This is a genomic window from Psychrobacillus sp. NPDC096426, from assembly GCF_044762745.1.
GTDB lineage: Bacteria > Bacillota > Bacilli > Bacillales_A > Planococcaceae > Psychrobacillus.
Map to the genome: position 1 here is coordinate 16,536 of NZ_JBIWEX010000029.1, position 17,987 is coordinate 34,522.

General features: G+C 37.3%; 16 protein-coding genes and 2 tRNA genes. 2 read left to right on the top strand and 16 right to left on the bottom strand.

What is annotated here, in order from left to right; genetic code table 11:
• Positions 1-15: 15 nt before the first annotated feature.
• Positions 16-2,382: a SpoIIE family protein phosphatase gene (locus ACIQYS_RS19345; RefSeq protein ID WP_402983777.1), complete on the bottom strand. Its 2,367-nt coding sequence runs from the start codon at positions 2,380-2,382 to the stop codon at positions 16-18.
• Between the two features lie 393 nt (positions 2,383-2,775).
• Between ACIQYS_RS19345 and ACIQYS_RS19350 the strand changes: the two genes are divergently transcribed.
• Positions 2,776-2,849: transfer RNA gene (locus ACIQYS_RS19350), tRNA-Met, on the top strand.
• Between the two features lie 91 nt (positions 2,850-2,940).
• Positions 2,941-3,012: transfer RNA gene (locus tag ACIQYS_RS19355), tRNA-Glu, on the top strand.
• A 160-nt stretch (positions 3,013-3,172) separates the two neighbouring features.
• Here the strand turns inward: ACIQYS_RS19355 and ACIQYS_RS19360 are convergent.
• The 15 genes from ACIQYS_RS19360 to glmU form a co-directional block, all read right to left on the bottom strand.
• Complete coding sequence (locus ACIQYS_RS19360; RefSeq protein ID WP_402983673.1) at positions 3,173-3,622, bottom strand: DinB family protein; 450 nt, start codon at positions 3,620-3,622, stop codon at positions 3,173-3,175.
• 170 nt (positions 3,623-3,792) lie between these two features.
• Positions 3,793-4,224 (bottom strand): S1 domain-containing RNA-binding protein, encoded by a 432-nt coding sequence (locus tag ACIQYS_RS19365; RefSeq protein WP_142540929.1) that lies wholly within the window; start codon positions 4,222-4,224, stop codon positions 3,793-3,795.
• 138 nt (positions 4,225-4,362) lie between these two features.
• Positions 4,363-4,758 carry an FtsB family cell division protein gene (locus tag ACIQYS_RS19370; RefSeq protein WP_402983677.1) on the bottom strand — a complete coding sequence of 132 codons (396 nt, stop codon included), beginning with the start codon at positions 4,756-4,758 and terminating at the stop codon, positions 4,363-4,365.
• A gap of 24 nt (positions 4,759-4,782) precedes the next feature.
• A complete protein-coding gene (yabQ, locus tag ACIQYS_RS19375) occupies positions 4,783-5,280 on the bottom strand; it encodes a spore cortex biosynthesis protein YabQ (RefSeq protein ID WP_402983680.1) in 498 nt (165 codons plus the stop codon).
• On the bottom strand, positions 5,277-5,579 hold the full coding sequence (gene yabP, locus ACIQYS_RS19380; protein WP_402983684.1) for a sporulation protein YabP: 303 nt from the start codon (positions 5,577-5,579) through the stop codon (positions 5,277-5,279). The genes yabQ and yabP overlap by 4 nt, the downstream gene beginning before the upstream one ends.
• Before the next feature lie 94 nt (positions 5,580-5,673).
• On the bottom strand, positions 5,674-5,964 hold the full coding sequence (locus ACIQYS_RS19385) for an RNA-binding S4 domain-containing protein (protein WP_402983699.1): 291 nt from the start codon (positions 5,962-5,964) through the stop codon (positions 5,674-5,676).
• A gap of 7 nt (positions 5,965-5,971) precedes the next feature.
• A complete protein-coding gene (gene yabN / locus ACIQYS_RS19390) occupies positions 5,972-7,429 on the bottom strand; it encodes a bifunctional methyltransferase/pyrophosphohydrolase YabN (RefSeq protein ID WP_402983702.1) in 1,458 nt (485 codons plus the stop codon).
• A gap of 12 nt (positions 7,430-7,441) precedes the next feature.
• Positions 7,442-9,052 carry a putative polysaccharide biosynthesis protein gene (locus tag ACIQYS_RS19395; RefSeq protein ID WP_402983705.1) on the bottom strand — a complete coding sequence of 537 codons (1,611 nt, stop codon included), beginning with the start codon at positions 9,050-9,052 and terminating at the stop codon, positions 7,442-7,444.
• 468 nt (positions 9,053-9,520) lie between these two features.
• Positions 9,521-10,057, bottom strand: a complete 537-nt coding sequence (gene spoVT, locus ACIQYS_RS19400) for a stage V sporulation protein T (protein ID WP_142540949.1) — start codon at positions 10,055-10,057, stop codon at positions 9,521-9,523.
• A gap of 95 nt (positions 10,058-10,152) precedes the next feature.
• On the bottom strand, positions 10,153-13,677 hold the full coding sequence (mfd, locus tag ACIQYS_RS19405) for a transcription-repair coupling factor (protein WP_402983708.1): 3,525 nt from the start codon (positions 13,675-13,677) through the stop codon (positions 10,153-10,155).
• Between the two features lie 88 nt (positions 13,678-13,765).
• On the bottom strand, positions 13,766-13,996 hold the full coding sequence (locus ACIQYS_RS19410; RefSeq protein ID WP_402983711.1) for an anti-sigma-F factor Fin: 231 nt from the start codon (positions 13,994-13,996) through the stop codon (positions 13,766-13,768).
• A 45-nt stretch (positions 13,997-14,041) separates the two neighbouring features.
• Positions 14,042-14,605: an aminoacyl-tRNA hydrolase gene (pth, locus tag ACIQYS_RS19415; protein ID WP_402983714.1), complete on the bottom strand. Its 564-nt coding sequence runs from the start codon at positions 14,603-14,605 to the stop codon at positions 14,042-14,044.
• 204 nt (positions 14,606-14,809) lie between these two features.
• A complete protein-coding gene (locus tag ACIQYS_RS19420) occupies positions 14,810-15,412 on the bottom strand; it encodes a 50S ribosomal protein L25/general stress protein Ctc (RefSeq protein WP_402983717.1) in 603 nt (200 codons plus the stop codon).
• Between the two features lie 130 nt (positions 15,413-15,542).
• Positions 15,543-16,502 (bottom strand): ribose-phosphate diphosphokinase, encoded by a 960-nt coding sequence (locus tag ACIQYS_RS19425; protein WP_402983720.1) that lies wholly within the window; start codon positions 16,500-16,502, stop codon positions 15,543-15,545.
• 22 nt (positions 16,503-16,524) lie between these two features.
• Complete coding sequence (gene glmU, locus ACIQYS_RS19430) at positions 16,525-17,895, bottom strand: bifunctional UDP-N-acetylglucosamine diphosphorylase/glucosamine-1-phosphate N-acetyltransferase GlmU (RefSeq protein ID WP_402983722.1); 1,371 nt, start codon at positions 17,893-17,895, stop codon at positions 16,525-16,527.
• Between the last annotated feature and the right edge of the window lie 92 nt (positions 17,896-17,987).

A 17,987-nucleotide genomic window follows, 5' to 3' on the forward strand; every position in this document is an offset into this window, starting at 1 on the left:
CTTCCGCTTTTCTTTTTAGTGTACCATGTTTTCTTGGTATTTTGCTGCTTGGCGTGGTGAAAAAATGGACCATTCTGGAACAGCGTGTTTCACTTGCATAAAAATAACGGTTCGATCGTCTCCTGGCAAAGAGTATGTTTCTTCTAGCATTTTCACAAAACGCTCTGCATTCATCGTTGGATCCTGTAGTATTTTCTTATAATACATCTCTTGTTTTTCAATCGAAGTATTCGTAGAGAAGACTCCATCCGAAAGCATTACTAATACATCGCCATCTTTTACATCCACTTTTCTTGCTTCGATTGAAAAAGTCGGTAAAAATCCAAATGGCACGTGCTGACTCTCTATTTTTCGCATTTCATTTCCTCTGATTAGATACGTTGACATACTTCCCGCCTTCCAAGACCAAAGTTCTCCGTTTTGTAAATCAATTAACGCCAAGTCCACCGTCGCATAACTATCCGTATCGTCTTGTAAGCTCATCATGTAATGAAGCGTATGCATAGTTGTTTCCGGATCCATTTTTTTATTCAAACATTCACGCATGAATTGCATCACTCTTCTGCTCTCTCGGTGCGCCTCTACATTATTTCCCATTCCATCCGATAAAATAACCGCTAGTAAACCAGGATGAAGTTGGAAAACAGCATGCGCATCTCCTGAATAAATGGTATTTCTACTAGAAGAAGTATAAATATCATGTGTTACCTCAAAGCGCACAGATGATTTGCATGTCATTTGAATGTGTTCATACGGATGATGCATCTCTTTCATTGATATAATTTCGAAAGGTTCTTTCCACAAGTCATATAAAATCGGTAGAATCAATCTTTCGCCAGTCATTTTTGCTTTTGACTCTATCGGTAAACAACATACTACCTCCATCTGACCTATTTCAATATTTAATACATCAATTTGGAAGAACGGGATATTACATTGCTGAAACTTTTGTTTAATTTCCTCTTCATGTGATGTATATAATGTCACATCACTTTCTAAATTACTCATGAGCTCTCCCATATGATTACCCATATCCCTGAGTTTTAGTGCGAACATTTTTTTGCCATGTTGCATCTCATATGATAATTGTTTTTTCGCTTCCTTCTCTTTTAGCTCTTTCATAATTTGAGCAGGCTTTATACACTTGTACTGCATTTTCTTTTCTATCTGGAATCTCGTCTTATTAGGTTGCTCCTCCCATTGTTTCATCAATGCCGGAATTCCGTTTGATTTTTCTCCCCAGCATGTTTCATAACGAAAACAGGACTGACAGATGGGTAACGGGGAGGATTGTCCTTTTTTAGCCGCAGCTTTCGGTTCAAATCGATCCGATATAAACCGTGTGATGAAGTCAACAAAATGCTGAAACTCTTGAAGTTGATGATTCACTTTTTCCGTCATCCACTTTTGCCTTCTTAAAAGGACATTTGAAGTATCCGGAAATAGTTGTTCCTTTAAAGTTTTAATCCAGCTAGATGGAATGATAAAAAACAATAATGAAGCAGTAACCAAAGATCCAATATAAACCGCATCTAAAGGTAAGGTCCTATCGTATAGTATAAAGAAAAAGGTCGCCCCGAGCATACCAAATGCCTGCCACAACCTACCAAAAGGTTTATGAAGTCCCGCAAAAAAGCCAGTTAGTGCATACACAGCGATCATTCCACTAAAGCTAAGCTTGGAAATACTTAATACCGTTCCGGCGAGTACTGCAACTACCGTTGCAAGTTGAACACCACCTACCGCTGCTGATATCGCAATGACTAAATGAGTAAATATTAGTGGAACAGAAACATATCCGTAAATATACGAAGACATCCCAGTTAATACCAATGCCCCTATTAGTAATGCCGCCCCCATTCTTTCGGCCGTCCATCTTTTGTGGATGAAATCCGGCATAGGAAGGAAAAGTTGGAACAAAAATATAGTCATAAATAAAGCAAGAACTCCTTCATATGCAATCGCTAACCAAACCGTACCAGGAATATCCCCACCGTACGAAATGTATTGCCATATAGACTGGATGATTACAACGTCCATTAAAACAAAGAGGGGTACAGGTATTTTCTTTAAAATCCTTTTCGAATAAAGAGGAAATAAAAGTGCCTGTAATGCATGGATCACCACTTGTCCAAATCCTAACGTCATACTACCCAGTAAAGCTCCCGCTATCGTGTATGGAAGAAAACGTGGAAATCGTAAACTAACAAGTGCCCAAATCGGAAGAAAAAATGGTACAGAAGCTTCGAATAATACAACTTGTGCTAGAAAAAAGGAAAGAACAAAGAAAATAATCGCTAGTGAAATGGATACTTTGCGTGCTAGTATACTTTCTATTACCTTTCTAAAAGAAAAACCTCTTTTTTGTTCTTGCTCATACATTGTTTTCAAATTATATACCTCCCCGTATTCAACTATTGATGGAAGTATACCTACAGCACGCACAAAAAGTATGTCTCTTTCTGACATCTTCCGTTAAAAAGTTTTCGACGCTTTCGGTCATGAATTGAAACTTGCAAATCTACTTGCAGAATTTATATTGGGGATGTTTTAGTCAAATTGAGTTGCGCCAAAATGTAATGATAGCACCGTTTGATGGATGTAAAAGAAGACTTTATTAGATCTCTTACTTCTCCATAGCAATCACAATAGAAGGATAATAACTAAACGCAATTTGTCAGAATAAACTTTCTTATTATATCTTTTTATAAATTTTTAAAAGAAGTATTGACACTTTAACGAAAGGATTGTAATATGTTAATTGTTCGTTAAAACGGCGGTGTAGCTCAGCTGGCTAGAGCACTCGGTTCATACCCGAAAGGTCGTGGGTTCGACTCCCTCTGCCGCCATACCCTTTTAATTGATTATTGTCTTATACATACACAGATAATGTCGGATGTTTTACATAATTATCGGATTAAAAATGGTACATTTTAATATGGCCCCTTGGTCAAGCGGTTAAGACACCGCCCTTTCACGGCGGTAACACGGGTTCGAATCCCGTAGGGGTCATCAAATTAGAAGCAGTTCCAAAAGTTAAATCTTTTGGAGCTGCTTTTTTATAATCGAAAAGGGACGAATAAAGATGAACACAAATAGAGCAATACGTTTATCAACTTCATCCTAGCGGTAAAAAAACCATGAACGCAGAGTTCAAGGCATACTGTCTTTTCTATTTCGTTGAAATTTGCATTTCGTGATGTTTATCGTGATCAATGAAATCAGTAAAGTAACTACGAATAGTAACTTGATGTTGTCCGATAAAGAAAACTTGATCCCATTCTACTTCATTTATTTGTTCAAGTTTCTCCATAATAGCTTTACGTTGCTGTTTTGCATAAGCAAGGATTTCTTTAAATGTTTGTTCATGAGCAAGGGCTGCGGCTTTCGCATTAAAGGATTCAAAATTCGGAAATGCTTCATGTTTTTCACCTTCCCTCATTTTTGGCATACGCTGTTCTAAAGTAAATCGATCCCACTCCGCTAAATGCATAATTATTTCTTTTGGCGACCACTTTCCTATTCTATATGGCGTATTTCCCTCTTCTTCACTAAATTCATAAAGAGAGTCTATCCAATGCAAATAATTTAAATGTGATGTTAAAATTTCCTCTTTGCGCATGTTCTATCCTCCCATATTACTTTACTTACAAATCCATTTCGCCTCGTCAAAGCCAAGCTTCTCGTCAAACCATTTGCTAAATCACGTTAAATTGTACAAAAAAGGCGCCAGCTACGCTGAACGCCTTCCATCTATTAAACATTTTTTCTACCGATAAAACAGACAGCATATTATCCTCTTTTTGCGCCTCTGCCGCCGCGCTTAGATTCTGTTGCACGCTTTAACGTAGACAAACGATCTTCACTATCCTTTAAGAATCGTGCCATTTTTTGCTCAAAATTCTCTTTACTCGGACGATCACGATCATTTGGGCGATTGTTGTTACGTGGACGCTGAGAACGTTCTGGTCTCTCTGGTCTTTCAGCTTGAGGCTTTGCTTTTCGGATAGATAATCCGATTTTGCCATCCGCTTCAACATTCATCACCTTAACTTCAACAACATCTCCAACCTTCAAATGCTCATTAATATCTTTCACATAATTATCCGCAACTTCACTAATGTGAACTAGACCTGTTGAGCCTCCTGGCAGCTCGACGAATGCTCCGAAGTTAGTGATTCCTGTTACTTTACCTTGTACCTTGCTGCCTACTTCAATTGACATAAAAAAAATGCTCCTCCTTAAAATTTAAGCGACTCTTTAACGAGTGAATATGAATTTTTCATATTTACCCTACCTTTATTATAGCTAACAAAAAAAGAGTGTCAATAAGACTACTCTTTTATCACTTGTTTTTTTAATTTATTTCTCTTTAGCATCCGGCAATGTGAAGATGATTTCCCCTTCTTCTGAGAGGAAATATTCTTTTCTTAATAATTTTCCAATGTACTCATCATCATTTAATTTTGATATTTGAAGCTTTAGCATTTCTTGTTCTTCTTGGACTTTCGCTAACTCTTCCGATACTTTCTCTTTTTGTAATCGTTTTTCCTCTAATGTATGATTACTGTTTAGTAAAGTTGATATCAAAAATCCTATAAGCGCCATGGACATAATTCCAAAAGCAGCTAAACGTCTAAATAAACGAATCTTTTTTGCTTTTTTACGATTTTCTTGACGTTCAATAGAGCGAACATAATCTGCATTAATTGCTGCAACTTGTTTCCTAGCGGATTCATTTCTTTGTTTTTCTCCCATTTCGCTCTCTCCCGTCAAAGTTTCTCAATTTTTCGTGTACTTTTTATTATAACGGAAGTTTGGTATTTTCTTAAGGGCCAAATGCCATATCTTTTTATACAAAAAATAAAACGGTCGTACTATAGTTGCAAGAACTATCCCGATTAATATAAAAATTTTATGAATGATTAATATAAATATGCGAAAAATAAACCATATCGGTTGGATAACGATGTGTAAAAAAATCCTTCCAACTAATCGAAAAATAGGCTGAAACAATTGTTCATATAACAGAATACCTACCACTTGTGCTAGTGGGTCATAAATTCTCCATATACCATCTCGTACTCTAAAAAGAATATAAAATGTTCCTAATCCTAGCAAAATCCAAACGATTATTTCTATAGCGATACTGTATTTATTAACATAGGTACGCTTCGGAAAACTATTTGTTACAAAGCGTGTTCCCTCAATTATCGCACCAATTACTACCCCACTTAAAACCATTAATAATAAGCTATAAAATTGCAGAGAAAGTGTCATCCGAATAATTTATGAAGTAACCCTCTAGCACCGTCTGAATTCTGTTCCTCGTCATACTGTATTGCCTTTACAACTCCTTCTAGAGTTAGCAGGCCTTTGTCTACATCTAAATGGACAATCTTCAGTTCTTCTCCCTTAATAAGAAGTAATCCTTGTGAAGTTCTTACATAAAACTCTTGTTGGTCGAATCGTTCAATTGCTTTTACAGAAGTTAAATCCATTCTTTTTCGATTTCTTAGTGATATTAAGTGGTCCCCCGTTGGAATAGTAATTGTTTGGTTTTCTGCTTGATATTGCATATGCCCTCTCCTCTCCTTGTCCTAATTCATTGTATGCTCATAAAAAAAAAGCATGACAAATGCGTCATGCTTTTTTTATAAATTATTGTTCATATTAATCTTCATCATCTATAAATGCTGGGTCTACTTTTTCTAGTCGTTCTTCTTTTATAATTGTAAACATGGAAGCAGCATCTTCTTTTTTCGCTGAATCTTTGATCATATCCACTGTAGCAATTACGACTTTTTGGCCGAAGCGTATAGATAACTCGTCGCCCGCTTTGACATCAGAGCTTGCTTTTGCCACTTTTCCGTTAATCGTAATTCTACCTTGGTCTGCGACTTCTTTTGCAAGTGTTCTTCGTTTAATCAATCTCGAAACTTTTAAAAACTTATCTAATCTCATATCCACACTACCTCTCTAGTTTCTTTGCTTCTTTCCAAAACCCATCGAGCTCCTCTAAATTATATTCTGAAAAGTTACCTTTGCCATTTTTAACACTTGATTCGATAAATTGAAATCTTCTTTTAAATTTTTCGTTTGCCTGTATCATTGCTTGCTCTGGAGATAATCCGTAAAAACGTGCTAAGTTAACAATTGTAAATAGCACATCCCCTAGCTCATCCACCTGAGTTTCTTTTGTGCCCGATAGTAATTCTTTTTTCCATTCTGCTAGCTCTTCTGTGAACTTCTCCCAAGCACCAGAAACATCTGGCCAATCAAAACCAACTTTCGCCACTTTCTTTTGATAATTGAAAGATGTAAGAAGCGTGGAGTCAGAACGCATCTCACCGGCTAATAATGACTCTGCGGACTCACCTTTCTCTTCCGCTTTTATTTGCTGCCAATTGCGCATTACGTCTTCCGTACTATTAGCAATAACATCACCAAATACATGGGGATGTCTTCGAATCATTTTATCCGAAATGGAGTTTAGTATATCTTCCATACTGAAGTATCCACTGTCCTCTCCAATTTGGGCGTGTAAAAACACTTGTAAAAGGACGTCCCCAAGCTCTTCTACAATATGATCATCGTCTTCCTCGTCTATTGCTTGTAATAACTCATATACTTCTTCTACTGCATATTTCTTCAATGTTACATGCGTTTGTTCCTTATCCCATGGACATCCATTAGGACCCCGTAGATCTGCAACGATTTGACGCAGCGTTTGCCATTCCTTCAATCGTTTTTCCTTGGCTTGAATTGGTGGAACGTACAAAGTCGTTAAATTATCAAGTTCCATAACATGATCTAATTCATATAAAGGTACTTTTGTTAGCTTTTCTTGCGTCGATCCTGCAGCTGTTACAATAATCACTTCATAATCATCTGGATACTTTTCCATCAGCGTTAACTTTACTTCAGACGCACTAAATGAATCATACACCTGTCCGATTAATACATGCGATCCCATTTGAACTTCGTCTCGTTTAAAACTAGTCCCATCAATTAATTGAAACCCTTCAATCGGATCAATACGTAAAGCCGCAAAAATTGGGTCTAAAAAGCTTTGTCCACCTTCGATTCGAATCTTTGCATTTCCTTTTCGCTCCGCTTCGATTAATAACTGAACTGTTTGTTCTGCCACTAGAGGGTGCCCAGGCACTGCGTATGTAACGGGTGTTTCCTTTGCTAGATTTAGTAACGTTTGTACTATTTCTTCATAAACCGCTTCAAATTCATCATTTTTTTCATATATTGTATCAAAGCTCGTCCAAGTGAGACCTTCTGTTTTCAGCTCCTGCAATACTGGGTGCTGCTCTGTACGAACATATAAATGCTCTGCTATTTTTAGTCTTTTATATATACCTAAAGGCAGCTGATCTAAATCACTTGCTCCAAGTCCAATAATCATTATTTCATTCATCTGCTCACACCCTTATTTTTCTTTATTTAACCACAGCTGGAAAGTGGCCATTCTTCTACCAAATGGCAATAAAAACCACTCTTTCTCCGCTATAACACGTCTTTTCGCTAAAATAATTAAAAAAATGGCTGCTCCGATTGTTACGGCACTCAGAGATATCACTAGTGCCTCTATGCGACTAGGTAACCAATCAAATAAGTACGCATCCGCTACTAAACTGTAAACCGCAACGCCCACGACCATCATTATAGACGAAATGGCAATTCCTTTGTAAAATGCGAAAGAAGCAAAACGTATCTTCCAACTTCTTTTAAAATAATAAAACATGCATACAAAAACAATTACTAAACTAATATTTCCCGCTATAGCAGCCCCTAATACACCATATACTGGTACAAGCATACCATTTACGAGCCATTTACTACACACACCTAGCAATAAAAACAGTGTAGGCAGCTTTACTCTTCCACTTCCTTGAAGCATCGCCATCAACGTGAGAATTAAAGACATCCATACAATTTGAAAAGAAAATACCATTAAAGTGATCGATTCTTCTCTTGTTTGAAAAAGCATTTCGTTCACAAATGGGAGTACTACAATTAGACCTAATGCTGCAGCAATACTAAATGTGAAAGCTACGCGAAACGTAAGCTGCATAAATGGAATTGCCGTTCGACCTTTTTCTTTATTCATTCGATGCGCCACAAGTGGGACGATCGCTAATGATAATGTAGAAGCAATAACAATACCTAGCTGCACAAGCGGTTGGCCACGATCATAGATCCCTTTTGTCTCCATCGCCTCTTGCTTCTCCATACCGTTTTCTAGTAGTATTTGAAAAACGGTAAATGAATCTACCAGCTGTAACAGCAAAAATAGTAACGCACTTATACTGGCACCAATACTAATCATCGTTAAATCTTTTATTATTAGCCAAAGCTGCACATCTTTCTGTTTGTTATGCTTTTTCTTTCGTCCAATTGTTTTCCAATAAATATATGCCAAAAATAACACACCTGTAAGTTCACCTACTACCGCACCATACATTGCCATACTTCCAGCTTTATATAAGTCGAAGCTCTTAGATATAACAATCCATGTACCGAGTAATATAACGGCAACTCGGGTTGCTTGCTCTACTATTTGTGCATACGCTACAGGCTGCATGTGGCCGTTAGATTGAAATTGTCCTTTTAATACTGCAAGCATTGGTATTAATAAAATGACATACGAGCCAGCTTTTAATAAGTAAGCTAAATTTGCATCCCCCATCGCTTCCGCAATAAAATTTGCTCCAAAATATAAACCAATAAAAAATAATATAGATAATATCCCAATATAAAAAAAAGCAATTTGCCTAACTTGCGGTATTGCATGTTCTTTTCCTGTTGCTTTATAGTCGGATAATATTTTCGATAATGCTACGGCAAAACCATAGGAAGTCCACGTTGTAATAATGCCAATAAACGGATACACCTGCTGATAAATATAAAATCCTTCATCGCCTACTAGGTTTTGGAAAGGTACTCGGTACACTGCACTTAGCAGCTTCACAATAATTGCTGCAACAGTGAGCATCGCAGCGCCTTTCATATACGTCTTCATATTCCAATCATTACTCATTATTAAATCCTTCTTCCATCCAGCAATGCATCTATTATACACAAGAAAAACGCAAGACGCCGAAGCTGGACAATAAAAAAATATAAATAACCTTTATAGGTATCTTGTTCTCCCAAGCCTCGGGGAAGCTGCGCAGACCACTATGATTTTCGCTGCAGGGCGGACGCTTTCCGTGGGGTGAGTGATGAGCCTTCACCGACGCTTGCGCGTACGTTGTGAAGACTCATCTTACTCACTTGATCCCACTGGAGTGGAGTCGCCGCCCTAACTAATCAATTTCGAGTTTTACAGTATATGGTCGAACGAGACAAAATCCACTGCGAACGCGACAAAGACTACCCCGAGCACGACAAATCCGAAGATCCTATCCTTAAGAACGCAGTATTCATAACTAATGGCATACCATCTACTTTATAATTTCCTACAGGCCAAAAAGATCTTCCTCTTTTGTAAAAGAGGAAGATCTTTTTAGCTTTCCATTTGTTTTGCGAGGAAATTTGCAGCGGTTTCAATTGCTTTTAATTCCGCTTCCCCGATAAAATGCACTTTTGATATTAAAAATACTGCTCCAATTGGATCTCCAGATGCAATTATTGGTGCGATACAATAGGACTTCACTGTTTCAAAAATTCCCGGTACCCACTCTACAGAGTTTTCATGCTTTTCCATCACAACAGATCTCTTACTTACTATTTCCTCTACATCTGGGCTTAACCTACGATTTAAATAATCTTTTTTCGATAACCCAGCTGCTGCAATCATTTCATCACGGTCACTTATTAGAACCGGAGTTCCTAACGTTTCATACAAAGTTTCCGCGTACTCTTTTGCAAAACTTCCAAGCTCGCTTATAGGTGAATACTTCTTTAAAATTACTTCCCCATCTCTATCCGTAAAAATTTCCAACGGATCTCCTTCTCGGATGCGAAGTGTTCGACGTATTTCTTTCGGAATAACGACTCGACCTAAATCATCAATACGACGTACGATGCCAGTTGCTTTCATGTAATTTGCCTCACTTTCGACAGATTGGAAACTAAAGTTCATTTCTGCCATAGTATGCATCACATTACCCAAAAATATGCAAAGCGGGATTTAGCTTACGCTATTTCTTTTTTTGCTTCTGGAAGAACCATCATCATTTCTTCTAATACATCAAATGAATTAAACTTCCCTGTTTTCCGTTCATCTATCGTAATAACCAAATTACCGTTATCCATTGTAAACCCAACTGCACGACCGTATTTCATTGAATTTTCTACAAGGAAGGCACCATTTATATTTTGTGTACCTTCTGCACTAAAACGAATAGAAACAATTTTATTTGTTTCTTTAATGGATTCAACTCCGGCAGATTTACCATAAACCTTCATCCGTGCAATGCGTAATAATTTCTCTGCCTCAAGCGGCAAATCACCAAAACGGTCTTGTAGTTCGTCCACTAGATCCAAATACTCTTCTTCATTTTCCATGGCTTTCACACGTTTATACATTTGAATTTTTTGATACCCATCTGGAATGTACTCATCTGAAATATAAGCATCGGTTGATAATACAATCTCTAGGTCTGGGACTTCTTCTTTTTTAATTCCTGTTCTTTTCTCTTCTATTGCATCTTCTAGCATTTGTGTATACAAATCGAACCCAACCGAATCAATAAACCCGTGTTGCTGAGATCCAAGTAAATTACCTGCTCCCCGAATAGAAAGATCGCGCATGGCAATCTTAAAGCCGGAACCAAGCTCGGTAAATTCTTTAATCGCTTGTAATCTTTTTTCTGCTACGTCTGTTAGCACTTTATCTCTTTGATGCATTAAATAAGCATATGCTACTCGGTTAGATCGCCCTACACGTCCCCGTAATTGATACAGCTGGGACAACCCCATTTTATCTGCATCATGGATGATGAGTGTATTAACATTTGGTATATCGATACCCGTTTCAATAATCGTCGTCGTTACTAAAACATCGTATTCGCCTTCTAAAAAGCTAATAATAACCGATTCAAGCTCCGTCTCTGACATTTGTCCATGTGCAAATCCTACTCTTGCACTTGGCACAAGCATTTGAATTTCATCTACTTTTCGCGTAATATCTTCCACGCGATTATATAGATAAAATGCCTGTCCTCCCCTTGCAAGCTCTCTTTCAATTGCTTCCCGGACGAGTGCACCATTAAATTCCATGACATATGTTTGTACAGGAAAACGGTTTTTAGGTGGTGTTTCAATGACAGATAGATCTCGTACCCCAATCATCGACATATGTAATGTACGCGGAATTGGTGTAGCTGTAAGCGTCATAACGTCTACATTTGTTTTTAATTGTTTAATCTTTTCTTTATGCTTTACACCAAATCGTTGTTCTTCATCGACAACAAGTAGTCCCAAATCATGGTATACAACGTCTTTTGATAAAATTCGATGCGTTCCTACTACGACATCTACCATCCCTTTTTTTAATCCATTGATTGTTTCGGTTTGTTGTTTTTTCGAACGGAAACGACTAAGTAAACCGACTTCAATCGGAAAGTCTTGAAAACGTTCTAGCATCGTTTCATAATGCTGTTGCGCAAGAATAGTTGTTGGACAGAGAAACGCAACTTGTTTTCCTTCCATTACTGCTTTAAATGCCGCACGAATAGCTACTTCTGTTTTCCCATATCCCACGTCTCCACATACTAAACGATCCATTGGACGGGCTTTCTCCATATCCTGCTTCACTTCACGAATGGTACGAAGTTGGTCTTCGGTTTCTTCATAAGGAAAGGCTGCCTCAAATGATTGCTGCATTTCACCATCTGGCTCAAACGCATATCCTACTTCTGCTTCTCGTTTTGCATATAGTTTTATGAGCTCATCTGCAATATCTTGAACAGCAGCGGATACTTTTGTTTTTGTTTTCTTCCAGTCCGCTCCACCTAGTTTATGAAGCTTTGGATCCTTTTCCCCGGAAGCAACGTACTTTTGGATGAGATCTATTTGGTCTACCGGTACGAATAATTTATCCTCGCCTCGATATCGAATATGCAAATAGTCTTTATGAATTCCGTTAACTAATAACGTTTCTATTCCGATATACTTCCCTATCCCATGGTGTATATGTACGACACTGTCTCCAGGTTTTATTTCGGAATAGCTTTTAATTCTTTCTGCATTTGAAACTTTTTGTCCTCTTGCTTTTTTCTTATGCTTTTGTTTAAACAATTCAGCATCTGTAATGACAGCTATTCGTTGAAGAGGTAACTCAAAACCTGCATCTAAATCCCCTTCTACGACAAATATACCGGGCTTTTGTAGATCTTGCGTAGAGGCTCCTATCTTGGAAACTATTTCATAATCTTCTAGAACGGTATGAATTTTTTGAACGCGATCTTTTCCGTCCGCTAGAATAACAACGCGAAACTTCCCTTGCATAAACCGCTCCATTTCATTTTTCAATAAATGCATTTGTCCATGAAAGTTTTGCATTGGTTTACAAGAAATGCTTACATTTTTTTTAATTGTAATGCCTGAAAATGTACGTGAAAACAAAGAAAAATAGACTTTTTCATTCAGAAGCATTTGAATAATTTCTTTTAAATGAAACGAAGGCTTTACATCATGAACTGTCTTTCCTTCTTCCAGTAGCGATAAGAACCAGTCATTTTCTTCTCTTTCTAACGTTTCTGCTACTTCTTGAATTCTTCCAAGCTCGTCAAATAAAACCATCCCATTTTGATCGAAATAGTTCCCTAAGAAGCTATTATCTTCATCTAATAATGAAACGTATTTCATAAACTCTTTTGGTTGCTCGCCTTGTTTTAAAAGGTCGATATCATGTTGAATGTTTTGATAAAATTGGTCCTTTATTTCTTGTATTTTCACTTTTTTTAAGCTTTCCGCTAAAGATTGCTCTAATTTTTGTGCAAGTAACTTCTTTTTACTTTCTGTTAAAACGTACTCGGTAGCTGGTAATATTCGAATATCCTTCAACTTTTCTAAAGAACGTTGATCTTCTGCAGAGAAAGTTCGAATGGAATCCACTTCTGTATCAAATAACTCGATACGAATCGGGTTTTCTAAATACAAGGGATAAATATCGATGATTCCACCTCTTAAAGCAAACTCACCCGGAGCGGTAACCATTGGCTGCCTCACATATCCCATATCGACTAATTTTTGGAGTAATGCTTCCAGTACAATCTCTTCACCTTCTACAACTGAGATTGTACTTTTTTTCCAATCCCTTATGTTCGGCATATGCTTTTTCATCCCAGCGATCGGGACTATATAAATTCCATTTTTTTTCGTTAGCATATGATCTAATGCTTCCAAACGTTGTGCACGAAGCTCTGGGCTCGTAATGGATATATCAGCAGCTATAAGTTCGTCTGCCGGATATAGTCGGACTAAATCCTCTCCAACTAACTTTACTAAATCTTCCGTCAGTTTTTGAGCATGCAGCAAATTTGGAGTAACGATTAAAATAGCTTTCTGACGAGCCTTATATAACATTTCTGTGAAGACAGCTCTTGCACTAGAAGTAAGTCCAGTTATTAGTTGTTTATCATTTCCACTCTCTAATTCTTTTACTAGTTTTTTAATATGTGTATCTTCGATTAATAGATTGCTTAAAAGTTCCATTCAATCCTCCCCTATCCAACAAACAAAAGAACTTCGGATGATTACAAAATAGAAAAGGCTTTGCGCACGAAATCGTGCCAAAGCATCTTTACTGTATCCATTTTTTTAATGCATAATAATTTGGAAATGCTTGAAGAGAATTTTGACATTCTTCGCATATGCATTGTACGGTAAACTCTCCCTCAGCTCCATTTACTATGTATTCATGTTGTTCTTCTGCTGTTATTTCATGTTTAGTTAGAAACTGCTCATCTATATTATCAAATGGTAATTGACCAATTTCTGTTTCACAATGGCGACATTTATAATGAATCGGCATAACCATCAACCTCCTTTTAGGAAGTATAGGTCTTTTCGTTAAAATTTATGCACCGTTGTATGTATTCATCACTTCTAAAAAACTTTTCGATAACCAATCTTCACATGCATCGGCACTTTTTTTCACCGCTGCTCCCATTTCGACTCTTTCATCGTCACTGAATTTGGATAGGACATAATCTGGAACCTTCATCCCGTTCATAGGTCGATCGATTCCGATACGAATTCTGTTAAACACCTGCGTGCCGAGATGTTGAATAATCGATTTAATGCCATTATGTCCTCCAGCACTTCCTTTTTGACGTAGTCGAAGCTTTCCTACTTGTAAATCTAAATCATCATAAATAACTACGAGGTCATCGTCGTCTACTTCAAAATAGTTCATCATTGGTACAATACACTCACCTGATAAGTTCATGTATGTTAACGGTTTCAAGAGCATTACTTTTTCCGTACCGACATGGGAAATACCGTACATGCCATTAAACTTTGATTGTGTGAGCGGTATGTTGAAGCGATTTGCAAGCTCGTCTATTACATGGAAACCAATATTATGTCTCGTTGCTTCATATTGCTTACCCGGATTTCCTAGACCAACAATAATTTTCATTCATTTCCATTCCTTTAATACGTATTTCCTTTATTTTATCATAAGAAAAGCGCAAGCGCCTGTATTAGAGGAATACAGGCTAAGTTCTCGACGTCGTAGTGACCCTACGCAAAGCTCGTGGCAAAATGAAAAAATATTTGAAAGGACATTTTATCTTTTAAAAAAAATGAAAGAGATTGCCTTGAGACAATCTCTTTCATTTTATTATTCTTCTGTTTTTGTATCTTCTACGCCTGCATCAGTATCCGTTTCTTCTGGTTCTACTTCTGTTCTAGGAGCTGATACGGTAACTAACGTATAATCATCCTCATTGGTAATGGTGTAGTCTATCTTGTCTCGAACATCTGCAACGGTCAATGTATCGCCAATCGCCATTTCTGAAACATCCACCTCGATAGCCTCAGGAATATCCGTTGGTTTTACTGTAATTGTCACTTCTCTATTTGGCTGTTGCAATAATCCACCTTCCGAAACGCCTACTGAAGTACCTATAACATGAATGACAACATTTACTTCTAATTCTTCTTTCATGTTAATCGCTAAAAAGTCTGCATGAATCATTTGACCTTTTAGTATGTTCATTTGATAATCACTCATTACAACGTTAATCGTTTTCCCATTAACTTCTAGCTTCATAACTCCATTACGACCTACTTCTCGAAGTGTTTTGGATAAGTTTTTCTCGTCAACCGATATTGGTTGCGATTCCATTTGAAAACCATAAACAATTGCCGGAATATGTCCACTATTTCTTAACTTTGTATTCTCTTTTGTCGTTCTTGTTTGCGCTTTTACAATTGTACTCATCTATTCTCATCCTCCCGATAGGTTCTATCACTATTTATACCCACTACCGGAAGTTTTCAAACATATTAATTTCGCAACAGTATAATTGAAAACAGCAGGGAGTTTGGACTCCCTGCTGTTTAAGTTATAGTTAATCAAATAAAGTACTAACAGATTTCTCTTCAAAAACACGTACGATTGCGTCACCTAATAATTTTGCTACAGATAATTCTTTAATTTTTGGAGACGTTTTTTCTTCTGACAATTCGATAGAATTCGTAATAACCAATTCTTTAATCACTGAGTTATCGATACGTTCAATAGCTGGACCTGACAATACTGCATGCGTACAGCAAGCGTATACTTCTTTCGCGCCACTTTCCATTAACGCTTGTGCTGCAATGGTAATAGTACCAGCAGTATCAATAATATCATCGATTAAAATAGCCGTTTTACCTTCTACATTTCCGACAATATTCATTACTTCTGCAACATTTGGACGTGGACGACGTTTATCGATAATAGCAATCGGCGCTTTTAAGCGATCTGCCATTTTACGAGCACGAGTAACTCCACCGTGGTCCGGAGATACGATAACTAATTCAGATGGATCGATATCTTTTTCTAAGAAATAATCTGATAAAATCGGTGCTGCTACTAAATGATCGATTGGAATATTAAAGAATCCTTGAATTTGAGGAGCATGTAAATCTAATACGATTGCACGAGTTGCACCTGCTGTTGTTAAAAGATCTGCTACAAGTTTAGCTGTAATTGGTTCACGAGCACGTGCTTTTCTATCTTGACGAGCATATCCGTAGTACGGTAATACCACACTTATTGTACGAGCAGACGCACGTTTTAAAGCATCTAGCATGATTAATAATTCCATAATATGTTCATTTACAGGTGCAGAAGTTGATTGGACGATAAAGACGTCACATCCACGAATACTTTCTTCAATATTGATTTGGACTTCGCCATCACTAAATCTAGTTACTGTAGATTTTCCAAGTGGAACGCCTACTTCTTTTGCGATTTCTTCTGCTAATTCTTTATTGGAATTTAACGTGAATATTTTCAACTTCGAGTTTTCGTATTGTTCTGGCATGATAATCCTCCTGGATAGTGGGTTATTTTAATTTTAATCTAGTTACATAGCCTTCTTTATTTTCTTGTCGTGCACGTCCAATGGCTAGAGCTTCTCCAGGCACATTTTTTGTAATAGTAGAGCCTGCAGCAACGTATGCTTTATTGCCAATCGTAACTGGTGCAATTAAATTGGAGTTACAACCAACAAAAGCATCGTCTTCAATTGTTGTTACAAATTTATTTTTCCCATCATAATTTACCGTTATCGTTCCACACCCAATATTAACATTTGAGCCAATCGAAGCGTCCCCCATATAACTTAAGTGAGAAATCTTACTTCCATTTCCTACGGTCGATTTTTTCACTTCAACAAAGTTACCGATCTTCACATCATTTCCAACTTCAGATTGTGGTCGAATATGTGCAAATGGGCCAATTGTGGTTTGATCACCGACCTCACTTGATAATACAACGGAAGAATGAATAGTCGTTCCACTTCCAATAATACTACCTACGATATGACTATTTGGACCGATCGTACAGTTGTCTCCGATCGTTGTTTTTCCTTCGATCATCACTCCTGGTTGGATAATTGTATCCGCCCCAATGATAGCATTGCTACTAATGTATGTATTTTGGGGATCAATAATCGTTACACCTTCACGCATATGATGATGAGCAATACGGGATCGCATAATCTGTTCTGCTTGAGAAAGTGCGATTCGATCGTTTATCCCAAGAATTTCATCAAAGTCTTTTGCTGCAAAAGCAGAAATTACTTCTCCTTCTTTTTGCAAAATTTCAATTACATCAGGTAAATAATATTCACCTTGTGCATTTTCGTTTTTCACTAATTTTAACGATTTGAATAATGCTTCATTATCGAAACAGTAAGTACCTGAGTTAATCTCATTTACAAGCTGTTCTTCTGCGGATGCATCTTTTTGCTCTACAATGCTTTTTACATTTCCACTTTCTGCACGGATAATTCTTCCATACCCGGTTGGATCATTAGCAATTGCAGTTAAAATCGTAGCTTTAGCTCCTGTTTGTTTATGATGATTCAATAAATCATTCATTGTTTCCGCCGTAATAAGTGGCGTATCCCCACAAATCACTATAGTCGTTCCAGATTGATTTGCAAGTGTTGTTTCTGCTTGTAAAACTGCATGCGCTGTTCCTAGTTGCTCTGCTTGAAGTACATATTCACTTCTATCTCCAAGTTCACTTTGCACAACTTCCGCACCATGACCAACGACTGTCACGATTTTTTCAACGCCTAGTTTTTCCATGTTATCGATAACATGTTCCACCATAGGCTTTCCACAGACAGGATGTAGTACTTTATATAGACTTGACTTCATACGAGTTCCTTTACCAGCTGCTAGTACAACCGCAAAAGTATTTGTCATTTTCCGATTTCCCTCCAGTGGGCTAATTTCCTCTTTTGACTATAGCGGAAATGGAGCGATTTTTCAAGGAAATATCTCTTGACAAATACATG